Origin of the sequence: Anaerovibrio lipolyticus (genome assembly GCF_021531495.1) — a bacterium.
In the GTDB taxonomy this organism is placed as follows: Bacteria; Bacillota; Negativicutes; order Selenomonadales; family Selenomonadaceae; genus Anaerovibrio.
Window position 1 is genome coordinate 20369 of sequence record NZ_JADYTY010000015.1, and the last position, 18537, is coordinate 38905.

At 44.1% G+C, this 18537-nt stretch carries 15 protein-coding genes and 3 tRNA genes; all 18 read left to right on the plus strand.

Annotated elements, in window-relative coordinates; genetic code table 11:
* Positions 1-891: a hypothetical protein gene (locus tag I6E26_RS06670; RefSeq protein ID WP_235321075.1), complete on the plus strand. Its 891-nt coding sequence runs from the start codon at positions 1-3 to the stop codon at positions 889-891.
* The gene (locus tag I6E26_RS06675) at positions 884-2701 is read left to right on the plus strand and encodes a DUF2194 domain-containing protein (RefSeq protein ID WP_235321076.1); all 1818 of its coding nucleotides are present in this window, start codon (positions 884-886) and stop codon (positions 2699-2701) included. Before I6E26_RS06670 ends, I6E26_RS06675 begins: the two co-directional genes overlap by 8 nt.
* Positions 2701-4128 (plus strand): GT4 family glycosyltransferase PelF, encoded by a 1428-nt coding sequence (gene pelF, locus I6E26_RS06680; protein ID WP_235321077.1) that lies wholly within the window; start codon positions 2701-2703, stop codon positions 4126-4128. The genes I6E26_RS06675 and pelF overlap by 1 nt, the downstream gene beginning before the upstream one ends.
* Positions 4129-5577 (plus strand): exopolysaccharide Pel transporter PelG, encoded by a 1449-nt coding sequence (gene pelG, locus I6E26_RS06685; RefSeq protein WP_235321078.1) that lies wholly within the window; start codon positions 4129-4131, stop codon positions 5575-5577. It abuts the gene before it with no gap.
* 18 nt (positions 5578-5595) lie between these two features.
* Positions 5596-7638, plus strand: a complete 2043-nt coding sequence (locus tag I6E26_RS06690) for a transporter (RefSeq protein ID WP_235321079.1) — start codon at positions 5596-5598, stop codon at positions 7636-7638.
* Entirely contained in the window at positions 7639-8649 is a 1011-nt protein-coding gene (locus tag I6E26_RS06695; RefSeq protein WP_235321080.1) for an endo alpha-1,4 polygalactosaminidase, read from the plus strand. It begins immediately after the preceding gene.
* A 171-nt stretch (positions 8650-8820) separates the two neighbouring features.
* Positions 8821-9168: an Hpt domain-containing protein gene (locus I6E26_RS06700; protein WP_235321081.1), complete on the plus strand. Its 348-nt coding sequence runs from the start codon at positions 8821-8823 to the stop codon at positions 9166-9168.
* A 133-nt stretch (positions 9169-9301) separates the two neighbouring features.
* Positions 9302-9378: transfer RNA gene (locus I6E26_RS06705), tRNA-Pro, on the plus strand.
* 6 nt (positions 9379-9384) lie between these two features.
* A tRNA-Arg gene (locus I6E26_RS06710) sits at positions 9385-9461 on the plus strand.
* Positions 9462-9559: 98 nt separating this feature from the next.
* A tRNA-Pro gene (locus I6E26_RS06715) sits at positions 9560-9636 on the plus strand.
* Between the two features lie 480 nt (positions 9637-10116).
* A complete protein-coding gene (locus I6E26_RS06720) occupies positions 10117-11622 on the plus strand; it encodes an acetyl-CoA hydrolase/transferase family protein (RefSeq protein WP_235321104.1) in 1506 nt (501 codons plus the stop codon).
* 18 nt (positions 11623-11640) lie between these two features.
* Complete coding sequence (locus I6E26_RS06725) at positions 11641-13287, plus strand: acyl-CoA mutase large subunit family protein (protein WP_235321082.1); 1647 nt, start codon at positions 11641-11643, stop codon at positions 13285-13287.
* A 23-nt stretch (positions 13288-13310) separates the two neighbouring features.
* The gene (locus I6E26_RS06730; protein ID WP_235321083.1) at positions 13311-13703 is read left to right on the plus strand and encodes a cobalamin B12-binding domain-containing protein; all 393 of its coding nucleotides are present in this window, start codon (positions 13311-13313) and stop codon (positions 13701-13703) included.
* Positions 13704-13808: 105 nt separating this feature from the next.
* Entirely contained in the window at positions 13809-14831 is a 1023-nt protein-coding gene (meaB, locus tag I6E26_RS06735) for a methylmalonyl Co-A mutase-associated GTPase MeaB (protein WP_235321084.1), read from the plus strand.
* 23 nt (positions 14832-14854) lie between these two features.
* A complete protein-coding gene (gene mce, locus I6E26_RS06740; RefSeq protein ID WP_235321085.1) occupies positions 14855-15277 on the plus strand; it encodes a methylmalonyl-CoA epimerase in 423 nt (140 codons plus the stop codon).
* Positions 15278-15316: 39 nt separating this feature from the next.
* Positions 15317-16852, plus strand: a complete 1536-nt coding sequence (gene mmdA, locus I6E26_RS06745; protein WP_235321086.1) for a methylmalonyl-CoA decarboxylase subunit alpha — start codon at positions 15317-15319, stop codon at positions 16850-16852.
* 38 nt (positions 16853-16890) lie between these two features.
* Entirely contained in the window at positions 16891-17283 is a 393-nt protein-coding gene (locus I6E26_RS06750) for a biotin/lipoyl-containing protein (protein ID WP_235321087.1), read from the plus strand.
* A gap of 430 nt (positions 17284-17713) precedes the next feature.
* Positions 17714-18478, plus strand: a complete 765-nt coding sequence (locus I6E26_RS06755) for a carbohydrate binding domain-containing protein (RefSeq protein ID WP_235321088.1) — start codon at positions 17714-17716, stop codon at positions 18476-18478.
* Positions 18479-18537: the final 59 nt, after the last annotated feature.

Below are 18537 nucleotides of genomic sequence, written 5' to 3' on the forward strand. Positions count from 1 at the left end.
ATGGATGGATGGCTTTGGCCAATGGCAGGGTGCCATCTGATTATGGTGCTGGCTGCCTATTTGTACGCTCGCAGACAAGGGGATGCTATTCAGGGAGCTACGGAGGCCTTGATAGTCTTCCTTATGCCAGTGGCAGGCTTTGTGCTGGTAGTGGGAGCAAGAATTATCAAGGGAATAAAGCCCTTTCAGTGTCATATAGATCCTCACAAGCTAATGAACCAAAACAATGTATTTACCAATATGATTAGCTATGATGAAAATGTTATTCCCTTGCATGACACCTACTTGGTAGATGATGTTAGTGCTAAGCGCAAGGTTTTTTTGGATGCAGTTAAGCAGAATGTTTTGGAAAATCCAAGAGTTCTGAAAATGGCCACCTATGATCAGGATCGGGAAATTGCTTATTATGCCGTGTCCATGATTTCTGGTCATATTGAGGAGCTGGAAAATAAAATCAGCAAGGTGGAAGGGAAGCTGCTTCAGGATAAGGATAATATGGAGCTGCAGAGAGAGTATGCCTATCTGCTAAAGGATTATCTGGAACAGGAATTTGTGGATAATATTACCAAAAAGAATCGTACTGAGCAATATGTAGCCCTACTGGATCGTCTTTTGCAGGCATATCCTGATGAAGTGGAATTTTTGCAGGAAAAAATCCGCAAGGAGATAATATTGGAAAATTATACCAAGGCTCAGGAAGCCTGTGAAAGTTTTCAGCAGGCTTATCCAGACCGGGAGGAGCCTTATTTGGAATACATAAAATTATATTTCCATATGCGGCAGCCGGCTAAAATGGAGGAAAAGCTCAATGAATTAAAGGCTATTCCGGGAGAATTATCATTGCACGCATTAGAGTTGGTGCGTTATTGGGGAGGTATTTCCCATGGATAATTTTAAGAAAGAAATCTGGAGTGTATTTATTATCACCGCCCTGCTGGGGGTATTTTTTCAGATTAATAGAATGGATGCCTTCTTGCATCTTAATTCCTGGCAGAACAATATTCAGGCAGGAAATATTTGGCAGGATATGGAAAATTCAAAGGCTGCCAAGGAGAATTATTTGCTGATTTATGATCCGGCAGATGTGCAAAGTGTGCTAAGCAGGCATATTGTAGAGAAAATTATTCGTGACCAGAAAAAAACTGTTCAGACCATACCTTTTTATCAGCCAGTGGCGATTGACAACAAATGCCAGGGGGTAATTATTGCTACCAACAGGCTGAAAAGCATAGCAGGTATGTCTGCTGTGGCAGGGTATGTTGAGCAGGGTGGCCGGGCGGTTATTTTGCGTAATCTGCAGGGAGAGCTGTTGCCGGAGGATATGACAGCTAAATTAGGCATAGCTTCTATCGGGCAGGAAATTTCTGTGCCTGGTGTTCGTGTGCCGGGAGATATGTTCCTGGGATTGCAGGGCTATGGCTTTGATTCTACTAGCTATATGACTGGGGTGACAGATGTACAGCTGACAGGGGATGCAGTGCCAGAGGTTACATCTCAGGATGGACATCCTATTATCTGGAGCCATAATAGCGGTCAGGGAAAATATATTGTCTGCAATAGTCGGGAGAGAGACGACAAGAATAATTATGGTACATATACAGCTATTCTTAGTCAGTTGAATGAGGACTATATTTATCCAGTGATGAATATAAAATTGTTCTATATAGATGATTTTCCCTCTCCTGTACCAGAAGGAAATTTTGACAAAATATATCAGGAAACAGGCTATAATACCTCGGATTTTTATCGTCGTCTTTGGTGGCCTGAGATGCTGAATAACGGAGAAAAATATAATGTTAAGTATACAGGCTTGATTATTGAATCCTATGGGGATCAGGTAAAGGGGCCATTTAAGCCTTTGGACAATGGAGCGGCTCGCAATAGTCTGATTGCCTACGGCAGAGAGCTGTTGAAGGCTGGCGGTGAGCTGGGTATTCATGGCTATAACCATCAGTCCCTGGCTCCTGCTGGCTATGGACAGGATAAGCTGGGCTATGCCACTTGGGAAAGTCAGGCTGATATGGAGGAATCCCTTAGAGAGTTAAAGCGCTATATTGAGGATGTATATCCAGGCTATGAAATTCATGCCTATGTACCTCCATCTAATATTCTTAGCCCAGAGGGCAAGGCAGCCGTTAAAAATGTCTTTACAGATATAAAAGTATATTCTTCCTTGTGGGAAGGATTGGCTACAGCCAAGGAATATTTCCAGAATTTCCAGTTGAATAGTGATGGCACCAGCGAGATACCTCGCGCTTCCTCTGGTTATGCCCCTAGCCAGGAGGAAATCTGGGAGGCCTATAATGTTTTAAATTATAATGGTGTATTTTCTCATTTTGTCCATCCTGATGAAATTTTCTATGAGGAAAGTGAAAATTTGACCTGGGCTATTATGAAGCAGGGCATGACGGATCTTTTGTCAGAACTGCAGAATAGATTTGGCTGGCTGGAGCCAGTTACAGCTACTGAGGCCTATGAAAAGCTGCAAGATTATGTTCAGATGGATTACAGCTTAACAAGGAGTAAGGAGGGCATCAAGATTAACGCTTCTAACTTCCAGAAGCCACTAACCTTTATTTTGCGTACTGATAAGGAAATAGGCTCTGTAACCGGAGGCAGTGCCAAAAGGATTCAGGCAAATGCCTATGTGCTGACTGTGACGGATAGAGATTTTGAAATCAAATGGGCGGGTGAAGAATAATGAGAATATGCATGCTGGTAGAGGGGGCCTATCCCTATGTCGTAGGAGGTGTTTCCTCCTGGCTTCAGATGCTGATGGAGGGATTGCCTGAATATGAATTTTTTATTTATGCTATTGGGGCAGATTCTCGTGATAGAGGTAAGTTTAAATACAAATTCCCTGCCAATGTGGTAGGCATTCAGGAGGTTTTTCTGGATGAGATTTTGAGCTGTCATTCACCTAAGCTGCAGGAGAATATTCTCAATGAACAGGAAAGACAGTGCTTATATGATTTGGTGGTGGGAGAAAAGCCCATTGATATAGAAAGTATTGTCAATATGTTTTCTCAGGCAAAGCACAAGAAAAATCCTTTGACCATTTTTATGAGTAGTGATTTTTTTGATATTATTAGTCAGGTTTATGCGGATAAATACAGCTATCTGCCCTTTACAGATTTTTTCTGGACCATGAGGTCCATGCTTTTGCCTTTGTTTTATTTCTTCCATCATCCTTTGCCACAGGCTGATTTATATCATACCGTGGCAACTGGATACTGTGGTATTATTGGCAGTATTGCGGCCAAAATGTATCATAAGCCATTCTTGATTACGGAACATGGTATTTATTCCCGGGAAAGAGAAACAGAAATTGTCAAATGTGGCTGGGCCAAGGGAGATTTTAAATCTGTCTGGATACAGTATTTTTATAATATTGCTAAGCTGGCCTATACAGCTGCTAACATGGTGGTAACCTTGTTTGAGCGCAATGCTATTATTGAGCAGGAGCTGGGCTGTCATCCTGATAAAATCCGCATTGTGCCTAATGGTATCCGTATGGAAAGATTTGCCCATATACCGGAGCTTACAGATCATGATGGTCCGTTGGTTATTGGAGGGGTAGTGCGGGTGGTGCCTATTAAGGATATTGTTACCATGCTGCGAGCCTTTCTTCTGGTGCAGCAGGTTTTTCCAGATGCCTGCCTTAAGGTAATTGGGCCTTATGCTGAGGACCCGGATTATTATAAAATGTGCCTTCAAACAGTGGAAACCCTAAAGCTGAAAAATGTGGAGTTTACTGGCTCTGTAAATGTGGCAGAGGTATTCCCTCAGCTGGATATTGTATTATTGTCCAGTATCAGTGAGGGACAGCCTCTGGCGGTACTGGAGGGACAGGCCGCCAGACGGCCTTTTGTTACCACAGATGTGGGCTGCTGTCGAGAGCTGATATATGGTGGCTCTAATGATGATTTGGGGCCGGCAGGAGCAGTGGTGGCTCCTATGGATTATGAGCAGATGGCCAAGGAGATTATCCGCTTGGGCAAAAATTTCCCTTTAAGGCGCAAAATGGGCCAGGTAGGTTGGCAGCGGGTAAAAAATGGCTATACCTATGAATATTTCATTGATTCGTATCGAAAGATATTCCAGCAATTGGAAGGAGCTGAGAAATAAATGGCAGGAATTGGCTTTGAGCTGAAAAAACTTTTTAATCGCCGTACTCTGACTGGTCACGCCATGGCCTATGGCTATTCTGCGGTGATTACAGCAGGCCCCTTTGCCTTGCTGACCACTATGGTTTTGGCTATTCAGCTTTTATTTCTTCGCTATAGCATTGATGTAAATAACAGCCAGCTATATGTTTCCTCTGTTATTTATCCCTTTGTATTTTCCCAGTTGATTTCCTGTGGTTTTTCTATTATCATAACCAGATATCTGGCAGATTGTTTGTATGAAGGGGAATATGATAATGTATCCGGTTCCTGCTATGGAATAATTTTTATGGCTCAGCTGGCAGGGGCAGTGGCTGCCCTGCTGTTTTATTGGGATAAGCCTCTGCCCTTGCATCTGAAGCTGATAACCTATACCTTCTTTGCAGAAATGATAGCCATGTGGCTGCAAATGGTATATTTAACAGCTCTCAAGGATTATAAATCCATATTTGTCAGTTATTTTGCGGGAGCGGCTATAAGCATTGTCCTTACCTGGCTGAATCTGCAATATGGTTTTATGGCTCCTGTGGAGGGCACCATGCTTTCTATGTGTATAGGAGTAGGTATTTTGGATTTGTGCTTTATGGTGCAGATTGTCAGGTATTTTGGTTATCCATCCCATGCTATGAATTTTGAGTTTTTGCCATATTTTGAACAGCATTACAAGCTGTTTCTGCTGATAATTTTTTATACCTTGTCTATCTATGTGGCAAATTTTATTGTTTGGAACAGCTCCTGGGGAGTTATGGTGGCAGGTACGTATCTTTATTCCCCAAGGTATGATGTAATTACTTTCTATGCCTTTTTGTCCATCCTGCCGATTATGATTATGTTTGTGGTTTCTATGGAGCTGAAATTTTATGAGCAATATGCCATATATTTTACCTATATTACGCAAAAAGGTAATTTTAAAGAGGTGGATGATTCCCGGAAAGATTTGCTTTATACCCTATGGACAGAGTTTAAGAATATCATGGAGTTCCAGTTGGTATTTTCTTTGATTTTCCTGGCCTTGGGCAGTTATTTTCTGACTTTGGGAGGAATGGCTTATCAGGATGTAAATATCTATCGTCTTTTGGTTATAGGGGCATTTTTCTGTGGCATCCTGCAGGTGGTATATACCCTGCTTCTCTATTTGGAGGATCAGCATGGTGCTTTGATTATAACAGGCAGTTTCCTGCTGGCAAATCTGGTATTTGGCATAGCAGGACAGATGGTGGGAGAGATAAGCTATGGCTTTACCTTTTTCCTAGCAGCTGTGCTGGCTTGTGCTGTGGCTATTTGGCGGTTACAATATTTTTGTCAGAGAATTAATTATTTTGTATTTTGCAGCAGGCCGGTGTTATTTGAACACACTAATGGTATTTTTACCAAATTGGCAGCTTATCTGTATGGGGATAAATTAAACTGAGGAAAGGAGGAAAACATAATGCGAATGTCCAGAATTCGGCAACGCCGTTTGTTACTGCAGCAGCGCAGGCAAGCCAGTCACAATCGTCAAAAAGCTGCAGCTGCTGTTTTGGGAAGCTTGGCGGTAAGTGTTCCCCAGCAGTCTAATGCTGCGCTGAATGTATTACAGGATATTAATAATGATTTTGATTATATGCAGGATAGCTTGGAAAGCATTAATGCTTATGATGCAGCTAAGGATTGGGTGGTAGATGCTGTCAACAATGTAGCTTTGGCTCAGCAGTATTTGGATGAAGCTATCCAGACCTGTCGGGATGCAGAGGAGAATCTTTTGCAGGCTCAGGACAACCAGCAGCAGGCAGAGGAAGTTTTGGCAGAAACAGAAAAGGAACTAACGGAGGCAAGGGCGAATCGTATAGAGTTGACACAGCAGGCTATTGCCAGCCAGCAAGCTGTGGCAGACTATCTACCTACATGGTATGAGGCTCAGGCCCAGCTGCAGCAATGTGTGGATGTGCAGGAAGCAGCTGCTTTAGACCAGCCCTATAGTGCAGGGGCTGGTGGTGGCTGGACAGCTAGTGATGAACAGCGGGCTCAATGGATTCAGGAGGCCTGGGCGGAGGTAGGCTATGAAAGTAATCGCCTGCCAGAGATTGAGGCTAGATTCAGCGGTGAGGGAGGTGGCTACGATGCTGCTGAGGCTCAGGCTGAACAGGATGCCTATTGGGAGAGAATGGCTGAGCTGGACAGAGAGGTAGAGGAAGCTAGAGAATATTTCGATTCTGTTAGTGAGTATCTGGATGAGTTGAAGGCACAGCAGCTGGAGGCTGAGGAGGCAGAGGCTGATGCTAGACAGAATGTTATAGAGCTGCAGATAGAGTTGGCTCAAAATAAGCAGGATTTACTGGATTGCATTCAAGATGTCAAGATTTGCACTAAGGAGAAAGATGAAGCTATCACCAATAGACAACAGGCTGTAGTAGATTTGGATGAGGCTCATAAGGATGAGGACTTGGCTCGCTTTGGCCTTTTGCATTTTGGTGAAGGTATGGGGGCACAAAAGAGCCTGGAATATTATAGCTGGCAGGGACCGGAGGGATGCAGCGGTCATCAGCTCTACAGTGGTAATTCCTTTTATTGGAGCAAGAATCACTATGATTTTTCTTTAAGCAATGCCTATGTTATGTCCAATACAGGCTTGGCTGGAGGAGAGATGTCAGGGGTGACGGATACTTCTTTGACAGCTATGTATACCAATAAGCATCCTGTTTATGATGTGCGTTATGGCTTGGAGGTTAATCTGCCTACAGGAAGCAGCCGGACAAATAATAATGCTGTGGTGCCTGATTATCTGGCTAGGGTTTCTAGACTGGGAGAGGGCTGGAATTTTACCCCTCGCCTGGAAGTCGTTCGCCATTTGGATAAATATACCAGTATGACCTGGCGAGGCTCCTATTCCTTCCGAGGAGCTTATGAGGAGGACTATGATGGTCTGACTGGGAATACGCATCCCGGTAATCAATGGACTAATGAGCTGGAATATTTGCATACAGATAAGAAAACTCATTATATGTTGAAATTCCAATATACGAATAATAGTGATAAATCCTCTATTAGTGGCACAGCTAATGATTATAGCTTTACCGAGGGTGATGGCCTTGGGCTGCGGGGGTATTATCGCAGCTGGTTTACACCAAAGGATTCCTGGGGAGCCTATGGCGCCTGGACCTTTGATGGTGGTACAGCCTATGATAATGGTTTGGCTCCTGGCTCAGGTGTTCATCGGCTGTATTATGGTGCGGGGTATTTTCACCAATTTGATAGTAAAAGACAGCTGAGATTGTTTGCCAATTGGCTGCGAGCAGATGGAGAGAGCTATGATCCTTTGACTAGGCTTATCAGTGCCTCTGGGCGGAGGTTTTCTGTTTCTCTTGGCTATGATTGGCGTATGGATGATAAAAACAGCTTGTCCCTGGATATGGAGCGGGGAATATTGCGACAGCAGGGAGATGCCAACTATCGCAGCTGGGGTGTTATGCTGAATTACAATAGGAGCTTTTAAATGAACATAAAAATTTTGCTGGCTGCTGCCGGAATTGTTGCTTCTCTGGCAGGGCTGTATACTTATCACAATATTGCTGCCGCCAATAACAGTAATAAGGAGGAGATTGCTTACCGTCAGGAAATGGGCAATCTTATTTGTGATATTAAGGAATATGGACAAGAACATGGCAAGGGAGATTTTTTCATTATAGCCAATGGTGGAGCTGGCCTGATGGAAAGCAATGAAATGTTTCCTGAGGATGATTGCGACAAGATGAAAGCCCATTTGGATGGGGTAATGGTTGAGTCTGTAAATTATGGCTGGGATATGGCTATGGATAATCCTACCCCTGTAGAGGATCAGGAAATTTTCCATGATTTATTGGCAGAGGCCAAAAAATCTGGGGTAGTACCTTTGGTTTTGGATTACTGTCGAGAAAAGCCAGAAACTCAGAAATCCTATCGTGAGGATAGGGATTATGGCTATTTGGGTTGGGTATCTGCCCGCAGGGATTTGGATAGATTGCCTAAGGAAGCACCTAATAATAACAATGATAGGGCCTGCACAGAGCTGTCTCAGGCCAAAAACTATTTGGTACTGTTAAATCCAGAAGCATTTTCCTCTAAGGAGTCTTATATTGCTAGTTTGGCAGCCAGCAATTATGATTTGCTCATTATAGATGCTTATTATGGGGACTCCATGTTGACACCTCAGGATGTGGCTAGGCTGCAATACAAGCCAGGTGGCAGCAGACGTCTGGTAGCTTCCTATATGAGTGTAGGGGAGGCAGAGGATTATCGTCCTTATTGGCAGCCTAAGTGGAAAACAAATCCTCCTGACTGGATGTGGATTGCCAATGGTGATTGGGAAGGCAATTATAGAGTTAGATATTGGAGTAAGGATTGGCAGAAGATGCTGATGGGAAGTCCTCAGTCCTATTTGGACCAGATATTGGCAGCTGGCTTTGATGGAGCATTTCTGGATGTAATTGATGTCTTTTATGCGTTTGAGGATATTGCTAATCAGTAAAAATCTTGTTAGAATGTAGATAAAGTAAAATGAGACTTATTCAGTGGGAGCTTTAGACTCCCACTGAATTTAGTCGAATAAATCCAGAGCTTTACGGGTGCTTAACTCCCTCCTAAGAGGAGGGAGCCTTAGCACCCGTTAGCATGGGGTAAATTTCTGGAGGTGCGGGTAATGTCAGCTCTTATAGATAAACTTACCGATTATGGCTGTAAGGTGAATGAGTCCATGGGCAGGTTTTTGAATAATGAGGATTTTTACGGAAAATGCTTTACAAAATATATACATGATGAATCCTTTGGGGAATTGGGTGAAGCTATCAAGGCTGGTGATGTGAAGGCGGCTTTTGGGGCAGCTCATGACTTAAAGGGTATTAGTGCCAATATGGGGATTACCCCGGTATATGATTTAGTCATAAGCATTGTGGAGGAGTTTAGAGCAGGTAGAATGCCAGAACATGCCTTGACCACCTGGGAAGAAATTATGGCTGTTAGAGAAAAATTACAAAAAATTATTGAATAAATGCTTGCATTTTTGAGATGATAGTGTTATAATTACCAATGTTGTGCAGGAAAGAGCTAAAGACGAATTTTGAAAAAAGCAAAAAAATGCTTGACAGAGTTTGAAAGATGTGGCATAATATTTCTTGCGTTGTCGGGGCGTAGCTCAGTTTGGTAGAGCACCTGGCTTGGGACCAGGGGGTCGTAGGTTCGAATCCTGTCGCTCCGACCACTTTTCGCGTCTGTAGCTCAGTTGGATAGAGCAACGGCCTTCTAAGCCGTGGGTCGGGGGTTCGAATCCCTCCAGTCGCACCATTTTTTGACAACAACGATTTCATATATAGCTTGCTTGTGTTTCGCATCAGTACGACGATGAAATAATGAAGTATGATGGCGCGAGACGAAGTTAAAATCGGGGCGTAGCTCAGTTTGGTAGAGCACCTGGCTTGGGACCAGGGGGTCGTAGGTTCGAATCCTGTCGCTCCGACCATTTGTAATCAGAACTTCTCAGAAATGAGAAGTTTTTTTTTGCCAAAATTTCACGGGAAATAAATTTGTCATACATATAATGAGAAAGAATAAGAATTTTTTTCTACAGATTAGTACAAATTTTGAATTTGTGGTATAATATTTGTGTAAGTTGGTTCAATCAATTACTATGAGTTATAGTAAGCTTTGTACTGCATAAATTTGCAATATAAAATAAGATAAAGTACATCAGTACAATACATTATTTCAGTGGGTAAATACATTTTTACAAATGTTCAAAAACCATAAAACTATCAGCAAAACCACTACTTGACTGAATTTGTGTATAGTGGTATCCTTTTAAATAAGGTTAATATGTACTGTGAATTTTATGATAACTTGTCCTTGATAAGACGATAACTTTTAGTTATAAACTGAGCAACCTTAGTCATCGGCATAAAATTCATAGCAGATTTTAGGTATATACAGGGGGAGATTTTTGATGATTGATATTCTCAATCGTGTACGCAACAAAGAATTACAGGCAAAGATCGTAACTGCAGAAGAGGCAGCTGCTTTCATTAAGCCAGGCATGAATGTTGGTACCAGCGGCTTCACCCCATCCGGCTATCCAAAGGCAGTTCCAATGGCCTTGGCAGCCCGTATGGAGAAGGAACATTTCCAGATTAATCTCTGGACAGGTGCATCCACCGGCGACGAAGAGGATGGTGCACTGGCAAGAGCCAATGGTATTAAGTTCCGTATGCCATACCAGACCAACAAGGATATGAGAAACGCCATTAACAGCGGCAAGATTGATTATTGCGATCTGCATCTGTCCGAGTCTGCTCAGTTGGCTCGTTACGGCTTCCTTGGTGGCAAAATTGATGTAGCCATTGTAGAGGCTTGTGCTATTACTGAGGAGGGTAATATTATTCCTACCACCTCTATGGGTAACAGTGCATCCTATGTGGAGACTGCAGATGTAGTTATTGTAGAGGTTAACACCACTCAGCCTATGGAGCTGGAGGGCATGCACGATGTTTATGTACCTCTTGATCCTCCAAATCGTCTGCCAATTCCAATCGTAAAGCCAAATGACAGAATCGGCACACCTTATATTCCATGCACACCTGATAAGATTAAGTTTATCGTACCTTGCGATATTCCAGATCATACTCGTGCATTGGGTGAGATTGATGAGAATTCCCGCAAGATGTCTCAGAATTTCATTGAGCTTCTCCACAAGGAGGTTGCTGCTGGCCGTATGCCAAAGAATCTGCTGCCATTGCAGTCTGGTGTAGGTGCAGTAGCCAATGCAGTTATCAGCGGTTTTGTTGATTCTGATTTGAAGGATTTGACAGTATTTACCGAGGTTATTCAGGATGGTATGTTTGATCTGATTGATGCAGGCAAGCTGTCCTTTGCTTCCGGTACTGCTTTAAGCCCATCTCCAGAGGGATTGGAGCGTTTCTACAAGAATATCAAGGAATACAGAAAGCATATCGTACTGCGTCCGCAGGAGGTTGCTAATAGCCCTGAGATTGCACGTCGTATTGGTATTATCGCTATGAATACCGCTATTGAGTGCGATATCTACGGCAATGTTAATTCCACTCACATCATGGGCTCCAAGATGATGAATGGTATTGGCGGCTCCGGCGACTTCGCCCGTAATGCTTACCTGACTGTATTCTTTACAGTTTCCACTGCCAAAGGTGGCGCAATTTCTTCTATCGTGCCTATGTGCTCTCATATTGACCACACTGAGCATGATGTTGATATTATTGTTACCGAGCAGGGTTTGGCAGACCTGCGTGGTTTGTCTCCTCGTCAGAGAGCAAAGGTTATCATTGAGAACTGTGCACATCCTGACTACAAGCCAATGCTGATGGATTATTATGAGAGAGCTTTGAAAGAGACCAAACAGGCCCACACTCCTCATATTCTCACTGAAGCACTTTCCTGGCATGAAAGATTCCAGGAAACCGGTACCATGAAAAAATAATAGGGGGTTTTTAAAATTATGAGCAATGAAAAAATTCAGGCTGGTTTAGAGAAATATAATGCCAGCGTAGAGAAGGCAATTTCCCGCTTCCCAGAGCGTCCACACCTGCCAGAGCAGCGTTTGTACACTCCATTGGATATTAAGGATACTGACTATGCCGATGAAATTGGCTTCCCTGGTATGTATCCATATACTCGTGGTGTACAGCCTACTATGTATCGCGGTCGTTTCTGGACTATGCGTATGTATGCAGGTTTCTCCACTGCTGCAGAGTCCAACAAGCGTTATCGCTATTTGATTGAGTCCGGTGCTACTGGTTTGTCTTGTGCTTTCGACCTGCCTACTCAGATTGGTTATGATTCCGATGATGCTATTTCTGAGGGCGAGGTAGGCAAGGTTGGTGTTGCTATTGACTCCCTTGCTGATATGGAAGTTCTCTTCGACAAGATTGACCTGGGCAAGGTTTCCACTTCCATGACTATCAACGCACCTGCATCCGTTCTGTTGGCTATGTACATCGCTGTTGCAGAGAAGCAGGGTGTACCAGCTGACCAGCTGAAGGGTACTATTCAGAACGATATTTTGAAGGAGTATGCTGCTCGTGGTACTTATATCTTCCCTCCACGTCCATCCATGCGTCTGATTACCAATATCTTTGAGTATTGCTCCAAGAACGTTCCAAAGTGGAATACTATTTCTATTTCCGGTTATCATATCCGTGAGGCAGGCTCTACTGCTTCTCAGGAAATTGCATTTACCATTGCTGATGGTATTGCATATTGCGAGGCTGCTATTAAGGCTGGTCTGCACATTGATGATTTCGCAGGCCGTCTCTCCTTCTTCTGGAATGCACATAACAACGTTCTGGAAGAAGTTGCTAAGTTCCGCGCTTCCCGCCGCGTATGGGCTAAGGTTATGAAGGAGCGTTTCCACGCTGAGAAGCCAAAGTCCATGATGCTGCGTGTTCATACTCAGACTGCAGGCTCCATGTTGACTGCACAGCAGCCTAACAACAACATCGTTCGTGTTGCTCTGCAGACTGCAGCTGCTGTTATGGGTGGTACTCAGTCCCTCCACACCAACTCCCGTGATGAGGCTTTGGCTCTGCCAACTGAGGAATCCGTAATGATCGCTCTCCGCACCCAGCAGATTGTTGCTTATGAGTCTGGTCTGGCTGATGTAATTGATCCATTGGCTGGTTCCTACTATGTAGAGGCTCTCACCAACAAGATTGAGAAGGAAGCATGGGAATACATTAACAAGATTGATGAAATCGGCGGTGCTGTTGCTGCTATTGAGAAGGGCTACATCCAGAAGGAAATTCAGGATTCTGCTTACAAGTGGCAGATGGATGTTGAGTCTGGTGCAAAGACCATCGTTGGTGTTAACAAGTTCCAGGTTGAGGAAGAACCTCCAAAGGGCCTGCTGAAGGTAGATGCCTCTGTTGGTGTTGCTCAGTGTGAGCGTCTCCATGCCATGAAGGCTAAGCGTGACAATGATGCTGTAAAGGCTGCTTTGGCTGACCTGAAGGCTGCTTGCCAGGATGAGAATGAGAACCTTATGCCACACATTTTGAAGGCTGTACACACATATGCAACTCTCGGTGAGATTTGCGGTGTAATGCGTGAAGTATTTGGTGAGTATGAGGCTCATGTAAATCTGTAATTAGTAGTTGGAGGTACATAGAAATGGAAAAGCGTATTAGAGTTTTAGTTGCAAAGCCAGGCCTGGATGGCCATGATCGTGGCGCTAAGGTTGTTGCCCGTGCACTCCGTGATGCAGGTTTTGAGGTTATTTATACTGGTCTTCGTCAGACTCCTGAGCAGATTGCTGAGGCAGCTCTGCAGGAGGACGTAAATGTTGTAGCAATGTCTATTCTTTCCGGTGCTCATCCACATCTGTTCCCTAAGGTTGTAAATCTGGTTCGGGAGAAGGGCATGGATGATGTTCTGATTATCGGCGGCGGTGTTATTCCTGAGACTGATATTCCAGCTCTGAAGGAAGCAGGCGTAGCAGAGGTATTTACTCCTGGTACTCCTACCAGCGCTATTGTAGACTTTATCAAGGCTAACGTAAAATAAGCTTTAGTAAATAATTTTGACAGAGGCGGTCATTATCCGGAGGAGTCTTTAGAGGCTGCTCTGGATATCTGGCCCCTGTGTCATTGTACTTATTGGTGGTGCAGAATGGACATTGTAGAAGAATTGTTAAAAGGCAACCGGCTAGCTTTATCCCGTGCTATCACTGCTATTGAAAATGAGTATGATGAAGCTGTGGACATAATGAAGCGGCTTTATGCTCATACTGGTCACGCTTTTGTTCTGGGAATTACCGGGCCTCCGGGAGCAGGCAAAAGTACCTTGACTGATAAGCTGGCTAAGGCTTATCGTGCTCAGGGAAAGACTGTTGGTATTATTGCCATAGATCCTACGAGCCCATTTACTGGTGGTGCTATCCTAGGTGATCGTATTCGTATGAATAGCCTAACTATGGACGAGGGTGTTTTCATTCGTAGTATGGGAACCCGCGGCAGCCTGGGTGGATTGTCACATAAGACTGCGGATGCCATCAAGGCAATGGATGCCTTCGGTAAGGACATTATTTTTGTTGAGACCGTAGGTGTAGGACAGTCTGAGGTTGACATCGTGAAGGCTGCGGATACAACCATGGTTGTGTTAATCCCTGGCATGGGTGATGATATTCAGGCTATCAAGGCAGGTATCTTGGAGATTGGTGATGTATTCACTATCAACAAGGCAGACCATGATGGCGCTGACAAGCTGGTTCGCGAACTGAATATGATGCTGGATTTGGATGCTCATGGCATGCAGATGGAACAGACCGATACTGAGAAAGCCTTAGCTGATCAGTTCCACCATCTCAATGTGGCCAAGCATGCTGTAGGAAACACATGGCGGCCGCCTATCCAAAAGGTTATAGCCAGTCAGAATGAAGGCATCACTGAAACTGTTGAGAATATCGAAAAGCATTTCAAGTACATCAGTGAGACAGGAATTCTCCAGAAACGTCGCACTGAGCGTTCCAAGAATGAAATGCTGGATGTTCTACATAGCAACATTGGCAAGTATATTACTGGCAAGCTGGATGAAACCGGCAAGCTGGATGAATATGTAGAGCAGATTAAGCGTCGGGAAACCGATCCTTATACTGTAGTAGCTGATGTTATGCATGATATGCTAAAAGAGTAATTGTATTTTAGGGGGTATGCTAAATGGCATTCAAGATTTTAGGTGTAGATCACATTGGTGTTGCTGTAAATGATTTGGAAGAGACTCAGAACTTCTGGACTGCAATCGGACTTCCTTGCACTGGTCAGGAAACTGTAGCTGAGCAGAAGGTTACTACTACTTTCAATCCAACTCCAAATGGCTCCGAGATTGAGCTTTTGGCAGCAACTGAACCAGATAGCCCAATTGCTAAATTTATTGAAAAGAACGGCGGCCGTGGCGGTATTCAGCACATTGCTCTCCGTGTAGATGATCTCCCTGCTGCTATTGCAGAATTGCAGGAAAAGGGCATCAGAATGATTGATACCAAGCCTCGTAAGGGTGCAGGCGGTGCAGATATTGCATTTGTACATCCAAAATCCACCTTTGGCGTGCTCCTGGAGCTCTGCCAGCACGAGGACAGATAAATAACTCAGCCAATTATAGGGCTGTTGAGGAGGTAAAAAATGGCTACAGTTCAGGAAAAAATTGAACTTATGAACGCCAAGAAGGCACATATCCTTCAGGGCGGTGGTGAGAAGCGCATTGAGAAGCAGCATGCAAAAGGCAAGATGACTGCTCGTGAGCGTCTGGAAAAGCTTTTTGATGAAGGCTCCTTTATTGAGCTGGATCAGTTCGTAAAGCATCGTTGCACCAACTTTGGTCAGGAGAAGAAGGATTTGCCAGCTGAGGGCGTTGTTACCGGTTATGGTACTGTTGACGGCCGTCTGGTATATGCATTTGCACAGGACTTCACCGTTGAGGGTGGTTCTCTGGGTGAGATGCATGCCAAGAAAATCTGGAAGGTTCAGGATCTGGCTATGAAGATGGGCGCACCTATTATCGGCATTAATGATTCCGGTGGTGCTCGTATTCAGGAGGCTGTAGATGCTCTGTCTGGTTATGCAGGTATCTTCTATCGCAACACTGCTGCATCTGGCGTAATTCCTCAGATTTCCGTAATCATGGGTCCATGTGCTGGCGGTGCTGTATATTCTCCAGCTATTACTGACTTTATCTACATGGTAGATAAGACTTCCCAGATGTTCATTACTGGTCCTGCAGTTATTAAGTCCGTAACCTATGAGGAAGTAACTGCTGAGGCTCTGGGTGGTGCAGTAACTCACAACTCCAAGTCCGGTGTTGCTCATTTTGTAGCAGCTAATGAGGATGACTGCATCCAGCAGATTCGTTATCTGCTGAGCTTCCTGCCAAGCAACAACATGGAGGAGACTCCTATCGTTGCTACCAATGATGATCCAAACCGTATGGATCCAGAGCTGAACACTGTTATTCCTGACAATCCAAATGCTCCTTATGACATGAAGGATGTTATCAGGATGCTGGTTGATGATGGCCAGTTCTATGAGGTTCATCAGCATTTCGCTACCAATATCATTTGCTGCTTTGCCCGCTTTGATGGCCGTACTGTTGGTATTATTGCCAACCAGCCAAAGGTTATGGGTGGCTGCCTGGATATTGATGCATCTGATAAATCTGCACGTTTTATCCGTTTCTGCGATGCCTACAACATTCCTCTGGTAAATCTGGTAGATGTACCAGGCTTCCTGCCAGGTGTTGGTCAGGAGCATGGCGGTATTATCCGTCATGGTGCCAAGATGCTGTATGCATACTCTGAGGCTACTGTGCCAAAGATTACTGTTATCACTCGTAAGGCCTATGGTGGTTCCTACATTGCTATGTGCTGCCGTGAGCTGGGTGCTGATCAGGTTATGGCATGGCCTACTTCTGAGATTGCAGTTATGGGCCCTGCTGGTGCAGCTAATATTATCTTCAAGCGTGATGAGCCAGAGCAGAAGGCTAAGAATACTCAGGACTATGTAGATGAGTTTGCTACTCCATACAAGGCTGCTGAGCGTGGCTATGCTGATATGGTAATTGAGCCATGCGAGACCCGTCCATTGATTATTACTGCTTTGAATGCTTGTGCAAGCAAGCGTGAGTCCATGCCTGCTAAGAAGCATGGTAATATTCCATTGTAAGAGATAGCTAGTATCATTAAAATTTGGAGGTACATTAGATGAAAAAGTTCAACATTACTGTAAATGGCACTGCCTATGAGGTTGAGGTTGAGGAAGTAAAGGCAGCAGCTCCTAAGGCTCCTAAGGCTCCAGCAGCACCTGCACCTGCTCCAGTAGCAGCTCCAGCAGCACCTGCACCTGCAGCACCAGCCGCTCCAGCAGCAGCACCTGCAGCTGGCGAGTCCGCTGTTAATGCACCAATGCCAGGCAAGGTTATTAAGCTGGTAGCATCTGTTGGCCAGGCTGTAAAGGCTGGCGAAGTAGTTCTCATTCTTGAGGCTATGAAGATGCAGAATGAGATCGTTGCTCCTGTTGACGGCACTGTAAAGGCTATCAACGTAGCAGCTGGCCAGGCTGTACAGTCCGGCGATGTTCTGGCTGTAATCGGCTAATCGGTTATTTATAGTACGACATGAGGGAGGCATCCTTTAAGGGTGTCTCCCTTTTTATTATGCTTTTTTAATATAAAAAAATACAACAAAACATCTAATAACAGAACTTAAAAATAAAAAAAGATATAACTTTTATTTGAAATAGTGTATGTTTATGATTATAATAAGTAATGTAGATAAAAGAAGAAAACTTATAGATGATTAATTGGTATTATGAGAGAGGAGCATAACATATGTAAGAACCGTAGGAACTACGGGGATAGCCCAGTGTATCTGAATCCGTTAGGATTCTTGGCTGGGAACCCCGCGACTTTAGTCGTGGGAGGTTAAGGATACGAATTTTGACCAGCCTTATATGATAAGCAAAAATAGGGGCCAGGAGCTTTCCAATGGCTTTATTATATTTTATAATAAAGATGCCTCTGTATTTATGAATGAATCGGCTGATTTTACCAAGATTGCCGTGAAGAAATCTGTGGCAAAGGATGCTTATGCTTATCTGCTGGCGCCTAGCTCCTATCAGCGGGTGCTGGGGGATTTACAGCTAGTAGCAAAGTTAGGTGGTAGAAATGATAGCGTAGCATTTGTTATCAGGGATAAGGCTGGCAAGCTGCTGCGTGAAATTCCAGCGGTGGCAGAAAATAATCTGGCCAAGGCTGTTCTAAGCAAGGCAGAGGTTAGCAGTCTGGGAGCCCAGATTGCCAGTGTGGAGGTAATGGTAGGTGGCGGCCTATCAGATAAGGTGCCTGTACTGTTGAATATGGCTGCTCCTGCAGAAAATCCTTTATTGGTAGATGATTTTGATAATTATTATGGCGATAATGGTTTGCTCGGTGGGGCCTATAATGCCAATACCGGCTCTGGTTGTACAGTAGTGCCGAAGCTGTCTGGGGAAAAGCATGGTGGAACGAATGGACTAGCTTTCCAGTATAGTATTAACAAAGGTGGCTATGCAGGTATTGTCAAGAGCTTAAAAAATGTAAATTGGAGTGGCTGTCGTGGTCTGCAGTTTTGGCTGAAGCCTGATGGCATGGGACAAAAGCTGATAATATTGCCATTTGATTCCTTCAAGGGAAAGAATGGAGGACGTTTGGAGCCTGCTAATATTAAGCATTTTGGGATTTACTGTAATACAGTGGGTGAAAAGACCGTAGATTCTGTTATGTATTTTGACGATATACAAGCAGTTAAATAATTCCTTTGGCTGTAGATAAATTGCTCCCTGGGAGAAATAGAGGCTGATTAATGAGAAAT

Bases quoted from the DNA above. Each gene is read 5' to 3' on its own strand.
- I6E26_RS06700 (WP_235321081.1), top strand. From the start codon at position 8,821: ATGTCAGCTCTTATAGATAAACTTACCGATTATGGCTGTAAGGTGAAT.
- I6E26_RS06695 (WP_235321080.1), top strand. From the start codon at position 7,639: ATGAACATAAAAATTTTGCTGGCTGCTGCCGGAATTGTTGCTTCTCTG.
- pelG (WP_235321078.1), top strand. From the start codon at position 4,129: ATGGCAGGAATTGGCTTTGAGCTGAAAAAACTTTTTAATCGCCGTACT.
- I6E26_RS06725 (WP_235321082.1), top strand. From the start codon at position 11,641: ATGAGCAATGAAAAAATTCAGGCTGGTTTAGAGAAATATAATGCCAGC.
- meaB (WP_235321084.1), top strand. From the start codon at position 13,809: ATGGACATTGTAGAAGAATTGTTAAAAGGCAACCGGCTAGCTTTATCC.
- mmdA (WP_235321086.1), top strand. From the start codon at position 15,317: ATGGCTACAGTTCAGGAAAAAATTGAACTTATGAACGCCAAGAAGGCA.
- I6E26_RS06690 (WP_235321079.1), top strand. From the start codon at position 5,596: ATGCGAATGTCCAGAATTCGGCAACGCCGTTTGTTACTGCAGCAGCGC.
- I6E26_RS06750 (WP_235321087.1), top strand. From the start codon at position 16,891: ATGAAAAAGTTCAACATTACTGTAAATGGCACTGCCTATGAGGTTGAG.
- I6E26_RS06675 (WP_235321076.1), top strand. From the start codon at position 884: ATGGATAATTTTAAGAAAGAAATCTGGAGTGTATTTATTATCACCGCC.
- I6E26_RS06755 (WP_235321088.1), top strand. From the start codon at position 17,714: ATGAATGAATCGGCTGATTTTACCAAGATTGCCGTGAAGAAATCTGTG.
- I6E26_RS06720 (WP_235321104.1), top strand. From the start codon at position 10,117: ATGATTGATATTCTCAATCGTGTACGCAACAAAGAATTACAGGCAAAG.
- pelF (WP_235321077.1), top strand. From the start codon at position 2,701: ATGAGAATATGCATGCTGGTAGAGGGGGCCTATCCCTATGTCGTAGGA.
- mce (WP_235321085.1), top strand. From the start codon at position 14,855: ATGGCATTCAAGATTTTAGGTGTAGATCACATTGGTGTTGCTGTAAAT.
- I6E26_RS06670 (WP_235321075.1), top strand. From the start codon at position 1: ATGGATGGATGGCTTTGGCCAATGGCAGGGTGCCATCTGATTATGGTG.
- I6E26_RS06730 (WP_235321083.1), top strand. From the start codon at position 13,311: ATGGAAAAGCGTATTAGAGTTTTAGTTGCAAAGCCAGGCCTGGATGGC.